General features: G+C 44.6%; 9 protein-coding genes and 1 pseudogene. 5 read left to right on the plus strand and 5 right to left on the minus strand.

Annotated elements, in window-relative coordinates; genetic code table 11:
- Positions 1–55: 55 nt before the first annotated feature.
- Positions 56–1174, minus strand: coding sequence for an FtsW/RodA/SpoVE family cell cycle protein (locus Q0668_RS02815; RefSeq protein ID WP_298859716.1), 1119 nt, complete (start codon positions 1172–1174; stop codon positions 56–58).
- A 62-nt stretch (positions 1175–1236) separates the two neighbouring features.
- On the opposite strand from Q0668_RS02815, the gene Q0668_RS02820 reads away from it, so the two are divergent.
- The 4 genes from Q0668_RS02820 to Q0668_RS02835 all read left to right on the plus strand — a co-directional run bounded on the left by Q0668_RS02820 (position 1237) and on the right by Q0668_RS02835 (position 5877).
- The gene (locus Q0668_RS02820; protein WP_298859718.1) at positions 1237–1644 is read left to right on the plus strand and encodes a hypothetical protein; all 408 of its coding nucleotides are present in this window, start codon (positions 1237–1239) and stop codon (positions 1642–1644) included.
- Between the two features lie 38 nt (positions 1645–1682).
- Positions 1683–2651, plus strand: a complete 969-nt coding sequence (locus tag Q0668_RS02825) for a rhomboid family intramembrane serine protease (RefSeq protein WP_298859720.1) — start codon at positions 1683–1685, stop codon at positions 2649–2651.
- Positions 2652–2949: 298 nt separating this feature from the next.
- Complete coding sequence (locus Q0668_RS02830; protein WP_298859722.1) at positions 2950–4545, plus strand: hypothetical protein; 1596 nt, start codon at positions 2950–2952, stop codon at positions 4543–4545.
- 60 nt (positions 4546–4605) lie between these two features.
- Positions 4606–5877 carry a hypothetical protein gene (locus tag Q0668_RS02835; RefSeq protein ID WP_298859724.1) on the plus strand — a complete coding sequence of 424 codons (1272 nt, stop codon included), beginning with the start codon at positions 4606–4608 and terminating at the stop codon, positions 5875–5877.
- 115 nt (positions 5878–5992) lie between these two features.
- On the opposite strand, the gene Q0668_RS02840 is transcribed toward Q0668_RS02835, so the two are convergent.
- Positions 5993–7657 carry a HEAT repeat domain-containing protein gene (locus tag Q0668_RS02840; RefSeq protein ID WP_298859726.1) on the minus strand — a complete coding sequence of 555 codons (1665 nt, stop codon included), beginning with the start codon at positions 7655–7657 and terminating at the stop codon, positions 5993–5995.
- A gap of 277 nt (positions 7658–7934) precedes the next feature.
- Entirely contained in the window at positions 7935–10553 is a 2619-nt protein-coding gene (locus Q0668_RS02845) for a PVC-type heme-binding CxxCH protein (protein ID WP_298859728.1), read from the minus strand.
- A 273-nt stretch (positions 10554–10826) separates the two neighbouring features.
- On the opposite strand from Q0668_RS02845, the gene Q0668_RS02850 reads away from it, so the two are divergent.
- Positions 10827–14015 (plus strand): PAS domain S-box protein, encoded by a 3189-nt coding sequence (locus Q0668_RS02850; RefSeq protein WP_298859730.1) that lies wholly within the window; start codon positions 10827–10829, stop codon positions 14013–14015.
- Between the two features lie 12 nt (positions 14016–14027).
- On the opposite strand, the gene Q0668_RS02855 is transcribed toward Q0668_RS02850, so the two are convergent.
- Together Q0668_RS02855 and Q0668_RS02860 are read right to left on the minus strand one after the other, a co-directional pair.
- Positions 14028–15347 (minus strand): 4Fe-4S binding protein, encoded by a 1320-nt coding sequence (locus Q0668_RS02855; RefSeq protein ID WP_298859732.1) that lies wholly within the window; start codon positions 15345–15347, stop codon positions 14028–14030.
- A 114-nt stretch (positions 15348–15461) separates the two neighbouring features.
- Positions 15462–15916 (minus strand): annotated as a pseudogene (locus Q0668_RS02860) (NADH-dependent oxidoreductase); the annotation flags it as partial.

Here is a 15916-nt window from a genome sequence, read left to right on the forward strand (position 1 = left end):
TATTATTTCGAGCGCTCTCAATTAGATGGAGAGCGCATTCGTAGAGAAAGAGGCATTAGAACCGAAATGGTTCGGCATTCATTTCGTAGCCTGGATGCATGCAGATATTGATCAATAGTCCCAGTGCCAGGCAAGTGCTCAACATACTGGTGCCGCCGTAACTCATTAATGGAAGAGTCATGCCTGTGATGGGCATCAATCCGACGGTCATACCCGTATTAATAATGGTCTGTGAGGCCAGCAGTGTGACGATTCCCACTGCAACGAGTCTGCCAAATGGTTCTCGAGTCGCAGTAGCGATTTGTAAGCCTCGAATAAACAAAAAAGTAAAGACTGCTAATGCGAATAGGCAGCCCATGATGCCATAGCGTTCACCGACGAGGCAGAAGATAAAATCGGTGCGTCCTGCGGGGAGATGATAGGCGGCCGGGTCATCCACGGGCATGCCTGCGATTTCACTTCCCCAGATGCCACCCAGTGCGAGCATCTGTTTGGACTGGTATAGATGGTAGCCGTCCCCTTTGGGTAACTCTCCGCCGTCCTGTTGCGTGAATAACGCCACGATTCTCGATTTTTGTTCCGGGTTCATCTCCAGCCAAAGCAGGGGCAAAGTACAGATTCCGAGCATGAGGATCGTAATGAGGTGTCGCGGTCGTGCTCCTGCGGAAAACAGCATCGCGAACAGCATCGGAAAAAATAAGAGGGAGGTCCCCAGGTCGGGTTCACGTAGGATTAAAAAGACAGGAATGCAGGTCAAAATAAACGGAATGATGAGTCCTGGAATACGCCTGAAGTTTTTTCGGTACATCAGATAATGTGCTAATGCCAGGATGTAGGTGATTTTGGCCAGTTCTGATGGTTGAAATTTGAAAAAACCTAATGGTATCCAGCGCTGAGAACCATTCACTGCGGGAATAAAAAAGACGGCTACAAGAAATACCAGCGTGCCTAGAAACAGTGGATAACTGATGCCACGTAAATTTCGGTAAGGAACGAGTATCGTGCCGCACAGTGCCACGAGCGAGATGAAAATCCAGATACATTGTCTTTGAAAATATTGTCCCTGACCTGCCAGTTCGTCTCCGCGCGCAATTCCCGCCAGGCCGCATCCCATCAGTAGCAGGATACAACAGAGAATTGACCAGGGGATTCTGTGAAAGCCGGTATGAATCATACTTGTGTCTTAAAGGCATGGATTGGAGAAATTGATAGCGTTTTGTAACGGAAAATCAGTATTTGGGAAAGAGAAATCTTTTTTCTCGAAGTTCCCCGCTGCAGAATTCTTTTAGTGGTGTCAAACCGGGAGAAATCAGCTATTCTTTGGCTGAAGGAACCAAACCAGCATCGTATTTTGAACTTAATTCCATGTTGCATACCTTACGAAAAATCTGTTCAAAATATCCCGTTACCTCAGCTTATATCGCTGTGGCATTGGGATTATTTATCGCAGTTCAGATTTATCGAGTGAACAATTCATCCTATGGAGAAGAGGCGTTTGATGATGCGTTATGGAAACTGGGTGCCGTTCAACCCCTGGTTTTCGTACATGACCATCCCTTAATTAAAGAGGATGCCTATCCTACGGGAGGTCCCTTTGATTTATGGGCGGGGGAATGGTGGCGGATTTTGATTAGCGGGTTTTGATTAGCGGGTTTCATCATGGTGGTCTGTTGCATCTTGTGATGAATTGCCTTGCCATTGGTTATCTGGGTCGATTGATCGAACCTGTTTTTCGTTCCTGGCTCTATGCGGGCTTTCTGATCCTGGCGACGTTTATTTCTTTACTGCCGGAATATTATCTGGATCATTATCCAGTGGGGCTATCGGGGGGCGCCTGTGCGATGTTCGGCGTGCTGATCATGCTCAAGCGAATCAATCCCCAGATTGCAGAAGAATTTACCGAGCGCGAGATCACCTGGGGGATGGGATGGCTGGTGCTGTGTATCGTGTTAACGCAATTTGACATTCTGCATATTGCCAACGCGGCTCATTTTACGGGATTGTTTTATGGTTTGATCACGGGAGCCGTTTTAATCAATCGTTCGCGATTCGCGGGTATGATACGGGTTTCCTTTGTTCTTTCGCAGTTATTAATCATTCCTGCTACTTATTTAATTAGTCATCCTGTCTGGAATGGTAAATATTACTGGTATCTGGCGCGGCATGAAAAGAATCTTAATCAACGTATTGTCTATTTGCAGAAGGGGATCGAGCTATCTCCCGGCGAGCCAAAAATTGGTGCAGAACTGGCGTTAAGTTTTTACCAAACTGATGAAACGCCTTTTCGTTCCTGGGAAATTATTTTGAATTCTCTGAACAATAATCGTTCGTATGATAAAGGGGTACAAATTGCCCGGTTAATCTGGAAGCAGTTTCGTTCAGACGAGCAAAAAGAGAAAGCGGTAAAAATTGTGATGGACATTTTTGGCAGTGAATCTGATGCCTGGTTTGAGCGCCTGGATCTGAATCGAGCGACGATTGCTCAGGCGGATGTACCATTGCCAGGGAATCACCAGTCGACTGCTGAGGAAGGGTTGCTCTTTTTGCGCCAATCAGATGGTCAGACAAAGCCGATCAAGCCCAGCGATTTATTTGCACCTCCCGTCGATCCCGGTTCCCCACAAAGTGCCGTCGAGGGTGTCACTCTCTGACTCTTAAGCGTTACCGCTAAGATCGATACAATTGTTATTTTTGCTTTAAAAGTTCTGTGTGATTGTTGAATTTCATCAACACACACGAATCGAGTAAGTGATTTTTACTCAGCACGAGTGCTTGAACTACCCTGTCTATAGACAAATCTATTGTGATGCTGCGCTGTCAATGAGATTCAGGAATCTGACAATCTCTGATTCCTCTGGAAAACTGCGAGAAATGTTTTATCGATCTCGTTTGACACTACAAAACAGCATATGATATTTCATCATTCTCCCTGGTATTGATCTGTTTAATATGGCTACTGCTTTGGAAAACCAAAACGAATCTACAAATGAGAATCCTGTCGAAGATGACTCTGAGGACTTGATCCTGGTCGATCGCTTTCCTGAAGCGCTTCGCGTATCTCGATATACATTCTTCACGGTGTGTATTCTGTCTCTCGCTTTTTTGCTATTCAGCTCAATGCCCCTTTGGCATACCGATATCTGGGGGCATCTGGCATATGGGAAAATGATTTGGGAAACGGGAAGTATTCCGAATTTTGAACCTTTAGTCCCGCTTTCGTCAGGAATTCCCTTCATTGATACCGCCTGGCTGAGCCAGATAATTGGTTTTCAATCCTATCAGTTCTTTGGTGTGGCTGGGATCAAGTTTCTGTATGCGGCTGCGATTACCATGTGTATGGGATTGCTGCTTTACCGAGTTCATAAACGAACAGACAGTTTTCTCTGGGGTCTGGTTTGTGTGGCAGGCTTTTTGCTATGCGATTGGAAGCAGTTGGGAATTGTCCGACCGCAGTTGGCAGGATTACTCTGTTTTGTATTGCTGTTTACCGTTCTCAATGCGCGAAAGTGGCGGGGTTCTTATTGGTTTTTGATCACCGGACTCTTTGTTCTCTGGGCGAATCTGCATGGTTCGTTTCCCGTTGGCCTGGGGTTGATCGGCTGTTTTCTGGTCGGGCGTGCTATGGATGTGGGAAGAAAATCCGGTTCCTGGAAAGCGATGTTTAGAGACACTGTGACGCGACGCTATTTCTTACTGCTTGAGTTATCTGCGATTGCGGTGCTGGTGAATCCCTATGGTTTGCAATTATATACTGAAGTATTTGCTTTCTCAGCCAATGCGAATCTGTCTGAATTGATCGAGTGGAACCCATTGACGTTACGCATGTATCAGGGAAAGGCGGCTGCTTTATTGGGGTTAATGATTGTGATTGCCTGTCGGCTCTCTCCCCGGCGGATTTCTACTGCGGAGGTTCTGATTCTGGTTGGTCTGGGAACAGCGGCTCTCTGGAGCTCGCGAATGATTATCTGGTGGGCACCGGTTGCCGCTTATTATCTGGCGATCCATGGTGCGGCTATCTGGGGATATAAACTCAAGCGATGGACAGAGCAAAATGAAGAGGACGAAGTTCACTTTGCAGGGAAATGGTCGGTTGTTTCAGTAGGTGTGATCTGGATTTGTTTTGCGATTACTCCCATCGGATCGCAAATTCTGCATGGGAAGCAGGTTGATTTTGAGAAAAGTGTTTCGGGGTCAACACCCATCGGTGCAGTGAACTATCTAAAAGAAAAGAAGATTGAAGGTCAGCTTTTTAATTCGATGGAACTCGGCGACTATCTGGTATGGGAAGGTCCTGCGCAGGCCTCCGTATTTACGAATTCTCATGTGCATTTGCTGCCACGAGAAGTGTGGAATCATTATTTACGTATTGTCAATCTGGGTAGTGATGGAGATGAACTGTTAGAGCGATACGGAGTCAACACAATCGTGTTGGATTTGCCTCGTCGAAACAATCTGTTACGTCGGCTGGAACGTGATGGAGAATGGCGCGTGGGATATAAAGACGGTCGTTCGGTAGTTCTTTTAAGAAACAAGCCCATTCAGTAATCAGAATCTGTCGTTAAGCAGGTCAAAGAAATTATAGTAATCTAATAATCGAGATGCGATATGAAGTCACATAAATTGTCATTGAAAACTGTGGTCATAGTACAAGTTCTGGTAGTGGTCGCTTTTTGTGGCGCTTACACACTGGGTTCGAGAGAGTCTCAGCAGGAATTTAATGATGTATTTCTGATGCAGCAATCGTTTCCGGAAATCAAAATTGATCGCAAAATTCCATTACGTGTAGAACCGTTTTATAATGATTCGTCTGTTGTGACTGATGAAGAATTGGCGGCAGTCCTCAAACAGGTTCGGCCAAAATTTCCGAGGAAGCATCTGAAGCCGAATCATGTAGAGCATGCACTGCGTACATGGAGTATTCATTCAACGTTTCAAGATCCGAATGTTGTTTCGGGTGTCGAAATGAAAGATTTTCTAGTTGACCACGGCCGTTTTCTTGCTTCATGGGGTGGTGAGGCTTCGCCGCTGTTAATAGATGAACCAGGTGGAATTTCCATTCGCTGGGGTAGCCAGGCAGGTGGTTCGGTGCATCATGATCACTGGCTGGCTTCGTTGACGGAAGCCGGGATTCCACTGGATGATCCAGTTTTTGCTCCATCACGACGAGATATGGATATTAACGATGTCATTCAACAGTCATTGCGTGACTTTCGGTTGGATGAGCGGGAAGTGGAGTGGTCTGCAATGGCCTTTGGTCTTTGGATTCCTCCTGTGAAACAATGGAAGACGACTGATGGTCGTGCTGTCTCATTTGATCAGATTGCGCTGCGGTTACTGCGAGGACATAAGCGGTTTGGAGTCTGTGTGGGGACGCACCGTGTTTATTCATTGATGTTGCTGATTCGTCTGGATGATGAATTTGATATTTTATCTGACCAGGTCAGAGCACAGGCGTATGCATATCTGGAACGAGTGCGTGATTTAATCAGCGTTTGTCAGTTTGAGGATGGCCATTGGCCGGCGAACTGGATGGATGGAAAAACTGCTTTGACAGATCCCCAGGAAATTCCCGATTATAAAAATGTAATTGCAACGGGACATCATTTGGAATGGTTGGCGATTGCCCCGAAGGAATTACATCCGCCTCATGAGCAAATTGTGAAGGCTGCCAAATGGGTGATTAAAAATACCACCACACATACGGAAGCAGAGATTCTGCAGAAATATACGTTTTACAGCCATGTGGGAAATGCATTAGCACTTTGGCGCAATACTCACGCCGCCACATTCTGGTCGGAATGGCAGAAAACTCATCCTTATATTCCCGAGGCAGTTGATTCTTCGAATGCCATCGAAGCCCGTAAGCCAACGTTATAGCCTGTGTCCAGGATTACTGCAGCGTCTCCAAGACCATTTGAAACGAGAATAATAGAGTGCAAGGCGCTGTGTTAAACGGTATGCTCTCTAACGACCGGGAATCAGGAACGTTCGTCTATTTACCACCAACCACTGTAAAAGATGCTTTCGAATCAGCGGGTTTGAAGAATTCTGCCTGAATGCCTCTATCGTTTCGATTTTCCAGATCGACCAGCAGTGTCAGTTTATGAAGCCCTTTTTCAAGAGGAAACTGATTCTCGAGTTTAGACTCTAAAGCGTGTGCATCAATCCAGATTTTTGTATCTGCTGCAGAATTGATACGAAAACCGACTGATCCTGATTCGGTTACATTGATTTCTGCCTGAAGCAGTAGTTTAGAATTTGTGGCTAAACTGTTTAATTCTTCGAAGGGAAGTAATCCTGCGGCCATTGCATATTGTGGAGTCCACTCAGTACCCGAAGCACGAAGTACATGTTCTTCAAAGAGTTCTTCGTCAGGATGCTCGTTTGATAAAATCAGTTCTGGAATATTTTTCATTAATAACCAGCGTTGAATTGTTGGTTTGGAACGAACGGCGTAACTGCCCGGTTTTCCGAGAACAGAGAGATACTTGACGATATCAACCAGTTCATCTCTGGTAAGAAACTTTGTTAATCCTTGAGGCATCAATGAGCCTCCTTCTGCTTCATCATCAATGTCATCGACGGGGATCACGATTTGTTTACCGTTGGCGTCTTTTAGAATAATCCGTTCCTCATTTCGGTCGACGATAATACCTCGAACGATTGTTCCTTCCGAGGTGATGATCATATAAGTCTGATAGGCTTCTTTGACTGCCTGGTTCGGATAGAGTATCGAACGTAGGAGATAATCAACGGGAGAGCTGGCGCCGATGGGACTCAAATCTGGTCCCACTTCACCACCCGCTTTACTGACAGCATGGCATTTCATGCAACTGAGATCGGAACGACGGAAAATCTTTTCTCCGCGTTCGGGATCACCTTTTGAGATGACATCTACAACGAGCTGTTTAAATTCAGATTCTGTGAGTTTCTTTTCTGCTCCCGCCATGCCGGCCGCTTTACTGAGTGCATCACTTAATGATTTATCGCTACGTCCGACAGAATACATATATCGCAGGAGTTTTTTTGCGACGTCTTCTGAGATTTTTTGGGAATTGATCGCTGATGCAAATTGATCCGCGGCACCCTGTTTGTCTAGAATCGCGGCTATCAAAGGAGTGGGGTCTCCCGATTCATTCGATGTTAAAATTTTGAGACCTGCATCAATGGCTTGATTTAGATCGAGAGAAACTAGAGCAGCCGCTCCCAGATAACGAATTTCATTCGGAGAGTGATCGCGAGTGAGTTCCTGCATGGCCTTTATGCTTTCCGGGCCTCCGATGGAAACAAGGGCATCTATGGCGGCTATTCGCAGTTTGTTATTTGTGGTTTTGGATAAAGCTAATTCCTGGAGCTGTTCCGCTGCGGAGGGGACTTTCCATAAACCGGCCAGTTCGACTGCTGTCTGATTGAGAGGGGGCTTTTGATCGATGAGAGCAGCGATTCCATTGAGTGAACCTGCCGGAACGATTTTTCGATTCTGGAATGATTCTTTCAAAGAAAGCAGTGACTTTTCTTTCATTTCACCTTTGAGCTTGTCTGTTATTATTTGCTCCCAGATATATCCCAGATCGTCTTGATTTCCTTTGCGGCAGATCAGTTCAATAATGGTTCCCTGTCTTTGAGCCGGAATACGCCCACTCTTCAACAATTTCATTAAGGGCGCTACACTGCTGCTCTGAGATTGAGCGAACGTTGATTCCACAGATCCATGACAGAAAAATAATGCTATTCCCGACAGAAGCAGGGTTGAAATATAACTTACCGGAATTCTCATTTTAGAAATCACTCTGCAATAAGGTTTTTGACAGTCAATTAAATCGTGCGGCAGTTTTCAGATGAATGACTGCAATGCAAATTGAAGGTGCCCAGGGACGCAAGAGGTTCTCTTCCCTGGGCAATATATTGTAGACGCTTCAGGGCAAACTCGAAAATTATTCGGCTTCCATTCTTTTTTCGAGAGTGTCCATGGTCTCTTTTAAAGTGTACTCAAGATAATAGTCTTGTGGATGAATCAGTGATTCCACGGCAATCTCAAGCGCTTTGGGATCGTGATAAAAGCTGAGCGCTCGAATTGCTTCCAGCCTGACTCTGGGATTGTCATCATTCACCTGGACTTGCAGTAAATCGAGTGAGTTGTTGACCCGATCACGCCAGTAGCATAAGACACGCGTTGCTGCCGCCCGTGCTTTGGGTTCTGGTGAACGCAGCATTTTTTTCAGAAATACAGTATCAACAACATCCAGATTCTGATGAACCCATAATGCTTCGAGCAGATTGTGCTGATAATCCTGATCTTTGGTATCGAGTGCAGCTACCCATTTGTTAACCGCAGAGATGACTTTTTCAGTATTTCGAATTCGCAGTTCGCGACGAACGCGATAGCGAACGCGATCTTCGTAAGTTTTTAGCAGGTCCAGCAGTTCGGGGATCGAGGCTTTCGCAAGATCAGGACTCTTTAATAACGGTTTCTTGTTGTAAGTGACACGCCAGATACGACCATGCTGAGCGTCACGATTGGGGTCTCGGATTGAGTGTTGCATATGACCTACGAGTGGGTTAAACCAGTCAATCAGGTACAGTGCACCGTCAGGGCCAAACTGCAAATCAACAGGTCGAAAGTTTGTGTCCGTCGATTTGACAAGTGGCTCAACCGGATCCGCGGCGAAGCCCGAGCCATCTTCTTTCATTTTGTACTGCAGCACGCCATGAAAACCGATGCAGTTATTTAGCAGATAATTCCCTTGCATTTCATCCGGAAATTGACGACTGGAAACGAATTCACAACCGGCAGTGGGACGCCATTGTTTTTTCAGGAATTGTTTCATCCCGGCGTGTTTGCGCGGGTAGTCCAGATCGCCGGAGTAAGCGGTGCCGTAATAGTTAGCCCCTCCGGAGGCATCGGCGACAAAATTCTGTCCCCAACGATCAAATACATGTCCCCAGGGGTTGGCGTAGCTGTATGAAACAAAAATATCAAACTTTTCTGTTCGTGGTTCATAGCGAAAGATGCCGGCATTTTTAAGACGCCTCGGTCCATAAGGCGTTTCGACCTGCGAATGATGGAACGTGCCTTCCTGAAAGTACAGGTCTCCGCCGGGACCCCATGTAAAAGCACTGATGGAGTGATGAGAGTCGGCTGAATCAAACCCGTGTAAAACGATTTCTTTATAGTCGGCGTGGTCGTCACCGTCGGTGTCTTTCAGGAAGACGATGTTCGGTTGTTGAGCAACATAAGCACCGCCGTCTCCCAGTTCAATTCCGGTTGGCAGGTGAAGCCCATTTGCAAATATCGTTTGTTTATCTGCCCGACCATCTCCATTAGTATCTTCAAAAATCAAAACTTTATCATCGACATTTTTTCCGGGTAGATATTGCGGGTAGGATTCCATGGTGCAAACCCAGAGTCGCCCTTTGTTATCAAAAGCGAATTGGACTGGATTCTGTAACTCCGGGAATTCGACTTCGGATGCGAACAGGTTAATTTCAAATCCGGGGGGTAATTCGAATTTATTTTGTGATTCCTGAGGTGAAGTAATCTTGATTGAAGAAAGATCTTTTACATTCGTTTTAATGTCAACAAAGTCACCCGTCTGACTGTCATCAATTTTTGTCGGAACCGTTTTACCCTGAGCAACAGCCCAGATTCGCTGGTCGCGATTTTGAATCATTTTGCGTAGCTTCGCAAATTCGGCTGGGAAGTTGACCACTCCAAAAGGTGCTTTCCTGCCGCCATAAATATAGTAACCGTTGACGGCTCGATAGTCGTACCAGAATTGCAGATTCTTTTCCAAAACTTCCGCTCGCAGTTTTTTTATGTCAACAGTGGAGCCCGATTTGATACGTGGTCCAAATAACGCCACATCTATGGCAGGGGCAAGCTGCTGGTATCCGTAATCGGTCAGATGTATTCCGTTAAATGTCAACGGATGTTTTCCGTTATTCATCAATTTGTTGCTGGGAGTAAACAGATCCACAAACAATACGTTTTTCTCGTTCGCGATTTTCTGCATGGCAGCAGTATAAAGTTCAATGCGTTTATTGTTTTCTTTGCAATCAGTTAATCCATGTCGGTTCAGGTTTTCATTGGCGATGGGTGAGAAAAGAACCAGACGCGGGTTGGTCTTTCCGTTGTATTTTGCCTGAAGTGTCGTGTCGATAAATTTGTTTAAGTCTGCTTCGAATTTTGCGAGCCCTTTTTTTCCAGCAAAAGACTCGTTAAATCCAAAGCAGGCAATGATGACATCTGCCTTATGGTCTTCCAGGTTATGGCCGTGATCCTGAAAATCTTTTGAACGCGGACGCAAAGTGAGTTCATCAGCAGACCAGCCAAGATTTCGAACAACAAGTTGCTTGTCAGGAAAACGACTATGGAGCAGGGTTTCAAAATACCCGGCATTCTGCATACGTTCTGCAAATGTATTTCCGATGAAAACCACATGATCTTGGGGATTCAATTTCAGGTACTGCTGATCTGCTTGAACTTCGCGGTTTGAAAGAATCAAGATCGTTGCAGAGATCAGGCATAAGCCAATTTTTAGAAAATTCTTCACTGCAGTGGGCTTTCTATCTTTGAACAAAACAGGTGGGAGACCCGGAAAGTATGTTTTCCGAGTCAAATGAGTAGGAATGAGTTTTTGGGATATCGAATCTAGCTTCAATTCTGTAGCATATGTTAACCTGTGTCAAATCAAACTCGACAGTTGTAGAAGCTTGTTTATTTGTTTGAACATTTGAAACGTATCTGGGAGAGAATTTGAATGGAATCAAATTTAAGATCATCCAGGGGGAAGATAAATCAGTTCCGTATTGATTCTACGTCAAAAGTGAAATATTCACCAACAGAATCCTACCCTCAGACCACTGATATTGCATCTATTAAATTAATAATCGAAAGTATTCCCTCTGGTGCAGTTTTATGTACTGAAGAAATGCTCTTTATTAACGAGAGGGCAGATGAGTTATTGGGGGGCTCTGAGCATAACTCGGAGATCTTTGAGGAAAATCTCAAACAGTTATTTGAACTGAAAACCAGTTTCGCTTCAGAATTAAATTCAACAGATCGTTCCAGAGAGGCAGAAATCTGGTTTAAACGCAATGATAATAATAAGCGTTTGCATCTCTGTGAAGTCACACTGCCGAATGAAACAGGGCAAGAACTCTGGCTGATTAATGATATTACCGGTCAACGACAAAACGAACGTTTATTGCATTCACTTTCAAGTGCGACAAGTGGGGTTACCGGCACTCAATTTTTCAAACGTCTGGTAAAAGAGTTAGCAGATGCTTTAAGATTGAAATGTGTCTTTCTGGTGCAACATCGGTTGTTTGATGAGGAAGTCCGAACTTGCCAGACCTTAGGTGCTTGTCTTAACGGCGAACTGATTCCTGACTTTGAATATGAAGTTTCCGGTTCGCCATGTGAACATGCCGTAAATCATGAAGCATTCGTTATTCATAATGAGGTCGCGGCTCTCTATCCAGAAGATCAGTTCTTAGTCGACCATCAAATTGAATCCTATTTCAGTGTTCCGATGATTAATCGGAATGGCGAGATTCAGGGACACCTGGTTTTGCTGGGTGATCGTCCTATCTATGATAATCTGTGTGAAATTCCGGCCATAAAAAACTATACGTTTCGAGCAGCTACAGAATTAAGTCGTGAACAGTCTGAGAAGAAGTTACAGGAGAGTGAACTCCGAATCACGATGGCCGCCCGTGGTTCTGATATGGGATTTTGGGATTATGATATTCTCACAGAGAAAGTCAAATATGATGATCGCTGGTATTCCATGCTGGGCTATGAACCCAATGAATTTTCAGCCACTTTCAGTGCATGGAAAAATCTGATACATCCAGACGATTTAGCACTCACATTAAAATTGTTGGATGATTATATCACTGGCAAAAATTCTTCATACGAAGCAGAAGTCCGTATGAAGAAAAAGGATGGCAACTGGAAGTGGATCTTAACAAGAGGCAAGTTTTCGACATTTAGCCCTCAGGCTGCTCCCTTGCAACTCATCGGTACTCACATTGATATTGATGATTTGAAACGATCGCAACAAATTCGGCTGGAGAATGAAGCCCGATTGCGAATTATTATGGATCAGATTCCAGCGATTCTCTGGACCACCGATTGTGAAAACCAATATACATCTCTTGTGGGTGCAGGCTTGAATCAATTGGGGATTCAGCCCAATGAAATTGTGGGGCGGGCGTTTTATGATTTTCATGATGCCCAAGATGCTTCAATCAATATGACTGCGATGCATGAGCGGACCTTAAAAGGAGAATCGGTCCGGTTTGAGCAACAATTGCAAAATTCGATTATGGATATTCATATTGAACCATTGCGAAATACGACCGATGAAATCATTGGTTGTATTGGACTGGCCATTGATGTGACTGCACGTAAGAAAACCGTTGAGCAATTAAATCGACAACGCATTTTACTGCAGACCATTTTTCATTCTGTGACTGATGCCATGGTTGTGACTGACCGCAGTCACAATATTGTGATGTGTAATGAATCAATTCAAATCTATTTTCGTTGCAAAGAAGCAGACCTGCTGGGCCGACCTATTCGTGAGATCGTTACTTCAAGTGATCGATATGAGGATGAATTTTTAAGAGTTTCTTATCCCAATTCGCGTGTCTTGAAACCATTCATCATGGAATATATCAGAGCCGACGGTACTCTATTTCAGGGTGAAACCATCGTGACTCCGTTGCGTCGTTCTGATAATCAAATCACTGGTTATATTCAGGTGATTCGTGATATTACCGATCGGATTCAAATTGAAGAGGAAAAAGATCAGCTACACGCTCAAATGTTACACGCTCAGAAACTGGAGAGTCTTGGAGTTCTAGCAGGCGGTGTGGCACATGATTTCAACAATTTATTGCTGGCGATTCTAGGAAATACCGATTTGGCGTTATTGGAATTAAAAGACGATTCGCCAGTCATTCAAAATGTACGAAATATTGAAATCGCGGCGCGGCACGCGGCGAAAATCTGTGAACGTTTGCTGGCATATTCCGGACGACGGACCTTTGCTTCCAGTACATTCAATCTGAATCAAATATTTCAGGAAACCATCGAGATTCTGAAAACAATCGTCTCTCCCAATGCGCATATTGAAATGGATTTGTCTAAAGAAAATCTATTAATTCATGGCGATTCCGGACAGATTGAACAAGTGGTGCTAAATTTACTGACGAATGCTTCTGAAGCGGTTCAAAGTCAGAGTAAAGCAGGGCATATCAAGGTGCGAACGGGAGTCATGGATCTGAAAGAAGAGGATTGTGCCAGCTATTATTTTTGCGAGAATATCAAAATTGGCAAATTCGTCTTCTTTGAAATAGAGGATGACGGGATTGGGATGGACGAGGACTGTCAGTTTAAAATGTTCGATCCCTTTTTTACAACAAAATTTACGGGTCGGGGGCTTGGTCTGGCTGGAGTATCGGGGATCATTCGCGGGCATCATGGCGGGCTTTGGGTGCAGTCAGCCGTTGATCAGGGATCTTGTTTTCGCGTCATATTACCATTCGAGTCAGATTTGGAAGCGGATTCAAATACTGATAGTAGTGTTGAGACACTGGTACCTGCCGATGTGGGTTATATATTAGTGATTGATGATGACAAAGCGGTCTGTAATGTGGTTGACAATATTTTAAAACGTTTTGGTTATTCTGTATTGATAGCAAATTCCGGCAGAGAAGGCATCGAAATCTTTGAACAGAATCGTGATTCAATCAGTGCTGTTTTACTGGATATTACGATGCCGGGAATGAGCGGTATGGAAACGCTCAAAATACTCAATTCAAAGGGCATTCATGTTCCCGTGATCTTAACCAGTGGACTGAGTGAAAAAGACTTCGTCAGCCAGATACCGAAGTCGGGTGAGACTCTTTTTTTGAAGAAGCCCTATAAAACACAAAAACTGATTAATGTCATCAGTAAATCAATCTTGCAGTATCAAAATCAGAATGAGGAATCGACGAACTAAACAGAATTTCGTTTATTGAAAAATAAACTGTTTCAGAATTTCTGCATACTGATTAAATAGAATCGCCATAATTAGAAACAGAGCTGCTACAAAATCAGCCTTTCCAAAGTGATCCGCTCTTCCATGTGATCGAATAAATTCTAAAATCGCTCCGGTCGGGCAACCATAATGGCAGTACGCTTGTGGGACGAACAACGATGCCATTAGGCCAGTGATCGCAATACAAATCGAGAGTACGCCGGCTGATGTCAGCAGATAAGCATCAAATGCTTCGAGTTCGGCCAGATCGATGGGGAGATCTAAAAAAATAATGATGAGAATCAGGCAGATCAAGAATCCCGGAATCCAGCGGAGCGCTCTTTTGACATCAGCCCTGATTTTCCACTTGCGTTTCGCAGGAACAAATTTTCCTAGTAATTCCTGTGCGGTACCATGTGGGCAGAGACTTTGGCAGTAAATATTTCTACGGGTTGTCCAGGGAATCAGAAATGCGCATGCCGCCAAAACAACCAGGCCAAAGAATTGGCGCCAGGGAATGGTATATCTGGCCCAACCAGCAAAGAGTGATTCCGCGAGCAGATCACCACTCAGAAATCCCAAGTAGATGAGAGCGGAAAGTTTAAAAAGATTCCGTAACCAGTGATATTGTTTGAGGCGAGTGAAGGTGATCAGGCATGCTGCGAAGCAGAAGAAAATCAGCAATCCGTCTGCAGGTTGAAGATTAAATGGTTGCATGTCAGTTATTTTTTTGTGGGAATGCTGAATGCGAAATGCAATGGCATGCGCAATACCCATGCTGGTCATAGTTGCTCCTGAGACGCCTTCAATGTCACCCTGTGTCAGATCCAAAATGACTAAATCATCCCACGAATACTGTTTCCACCGATTCATGTAATACTGATTCTTGCGTACATCTTTGACATGCGAAGTGGTATCACCACTGCGGCGAATTGACAGACCTGCTATTTTTCCAGTGGCCTGTTCAAAAACAAGCAGGGTATCAGTAGGACCACAGTAACCTATGATCTCATCTGAAATGGGAGAAGTGCGAACTGCATATCCAATGGTCTGCTGGTTTTGATCAAGAATGAAAAGCCCCATGCGTTCAGAGTGATCTACACGGAGTGCTTCGGCTTCTGGCAGAATGGATTTGACTTCGTGTAATTCGATGGGGAACTCTCCCTGTACACGGACACGCACGTAATAATCTTTGATTAGACAGACGATGAGGACCAAAACCGTCATTCGATAGAATTTCAAAGCGAGAGATCGGAGAGAACTCGCCGGGCGGGGTGATTTGTGAGGTAGAGAAGCTAGCGGTAGCTCTGTCATCCTTCTCTCGTCGAATAAAACAAAGATCGCTTTGCTCAGGTTCAGTTAGATCTTTTGATACGTGCTTCAAGCAGTAGCAGTAAGTCCGTGTTTTTGGAAATGTATAATTACTGATTATTCAATTGGAAGAACCTGGATCGCATCAGCATGCACATTACCATCGACACCGGAGTTTGACATGATAACTTTAATGGGTTGGTTTTTCTCAAATTGAAATGCACCCAGTGAAATAAACCCATTTTTTAACGGAGGTTTAATTTGTTGATTGATTTTAACCGTTTTAGTTTCCTGTGATGAGCGAATTGTTACCGGCGTATTGCTGGCGCGATTTTTATGATGGCCATAAGCCAGTCGGACCTCATACTTTCCTGATTGTTTCACCTGAAACTTAAAGTGAATTTCAGCTTTCGGGCCTTTCCCGTGGTAGACGTAATGATTGCCAATGTAGCCTTTCAGACCTTCTCCCTTCGTCCATTTTCCAATGAACTGGACATCATTGTGTTCATCGTCAATTACCAGGCCGGGGAGCGTAGCTGGATCGATATAGGCACCGATGACAGGGGGAAGTG

Origin of the sequence: uncultured Gimesia sp., assembly GCF_937910335.1 — a bacterium.
Classification (GTDB): Bacteria; Planctomycetota; Planctomycetia; order Planctomycetales; family Planctomycetaceae; genus Gimesia.

Bases quoted from the DNA above. Each gene is read 5' to 3' on its own strand.
- Q0668_RS02815 (WP_298859716.1), bottom strand. From the start codon at position 1,174: ATGATTCATACCGGCTTTCACAGAATCCCCTGGTCAATTCTCTGTTGT.
- Q0668_RS02825 (WP_298859720.1), top strand. From the start codon at position 1,683: ATGAATTGCCTTGCCATTGGTTATCTGGGTCGATTGATCGAACCTGTT.
- Q0668_RS02830 (WP_298859722.1), top strand. From the start codon at position 2,950: ATGGCTACTGCTTTGGAAAACCAAAACGAATCTACAAATGAGAATCCT.
- Q0668_RS02835 (WP_298859724.1), top strand. From the start codon at position 4,606: ATGAAGTCACATAAATTGTCATTGAAAACTGTGGTCATAGTACAAGTT.
- Q0668_RS02840 (WP_298859726.1), bottom strand. From the start codon at position 7,657: ATGAAATTGTTGAAGAGTGGGCGTATTCCGGCTCAAAGACAGGGAACC.
- Q0668_RS02855 (WP_298859732.1), bottom strand. From the start codon at position 15,347: ATGACAGAGCTACCGCTAGCTTCTCTACCTCACAAATCACCCCGCCCG.